Genomic DNA, 1,018 nt, shown 5'->3' on the forward strand with positions numbered 1-1,018 from the left:
TGGTCGGGGTGGAGCCGGTGGTAGGTCAGGCAGGCGCGGGTGGTCCAGGTGCCGAGGACGGTGCTCGGTGCGGGGATCCGCGCGGCGGGGTCGAAGGGGCGGCCGGCTTCGACGTGGTTGCGGGCGCGGTAGTAGTTGCGCTGCCAGTGCAGGTCCCACGATGGGTTCCACCAGGGGTCGATCGCGGTGAGTTCGGTGAGGTGGGGTGAGGGCGGCAGGCGGTCGCGGGCGCGTTGTTTGGCGCGGTTGCGCTGGCTGAACAGCCACGCGCCCAGGGGGTAGTCGTCGTGCCGGATATCACGGGAGGCTGCGAGGTGGCCGTGTTCGGCGTGCCAGGCGCGGGCGTGTGTCAGGGCTGTTTCGAAGCCCGGCCTGAGGTCGGGGCGGTGTCCCAGGCGGCTGCGGGGCTCGCGGGGACGTTTCGGTTCGGCGGCGCGTCGTGTGCGGCGTCGACCGGTGGAAGCAGCAGGATTCGCACCCTTTCCGGCCTGGCTGGCCTTGTCTTCTGTTTCCGAGACGGGGGGCACGGCTGGTGTTCTCGAGGCCGTACGTGCATGTTCCCTGGCCGTGCGGGCCACGTCGGTGGTGATGCCGATGTCGGTGAGGAGTTGCCGCTGCTCGGGGTGGAGTTCGTCGTACGTGGCGCACTGGCGCCACAGCCAGTCGGCGGCCCGAGAATCGTTGAGGTGGTCAAAGCCGTTCTCGGCCTGGAGGAAGCGGCTGTCTGCTGTGTCGCGGGCGCGGTAGTAGTGGCGTTGCCAGCGCAGGTGCCAGGGAGGGCACCACCAGGGGTCGATGGCATGGAGAGCCTGTTGCCGTTCGGGGGACAGGACTTTGCGTTGTTGCTGGCTTCGTTGGCCGGCGAGCCATCGGCCCAGCGGGTATCCGTGGTGCACGGTGGTCGCGCTGACCTGAGCGAGGTGTCCGTGTTCGGCGGTGTAGGAGCGGGCGTGGGTGAGGGCTTCTTTCGGCGTCGGCCCTCATGTTGCGTCGTCTGGGGCGGGCGGCGGCCGCCGCC

General features: G+C 70.0%; 1 protein-coding gene and 1 pseudogene. Both read right to left on the reverse strand.

Features of this window, described 5'->3' with window-relative positions; translation table 11 throughout:
* Positions 1-578, reverse strand: a 578-nt coding sequence (locus tag BFF77_RS37770; RefSeq protein WP_342671234.1) for a helicase associated domain-containing protein, incomplete at its 3' end; no start/stop codon positions are given.
* A 273-nt stretch (positions 579-851) separates the two neighbouring features.
* Positions 852-905: pseudogene (locus BFF77_RS37775) on the reverse strand (hypothetical protein); the annotation flags it as partial.
* Positions 906-1,018 lie beyond the last annotated feature (113 nt).

The sequence above is a fragment of the Streptomyces lushanensis genome (assembly GCF_001700515.1).
GTDB lineage: Bacteria > Actinomycetota > Actinomycetes > Streptomycetales > Streptomycetaceae > Streptomyces > Streptomyces lushanensis.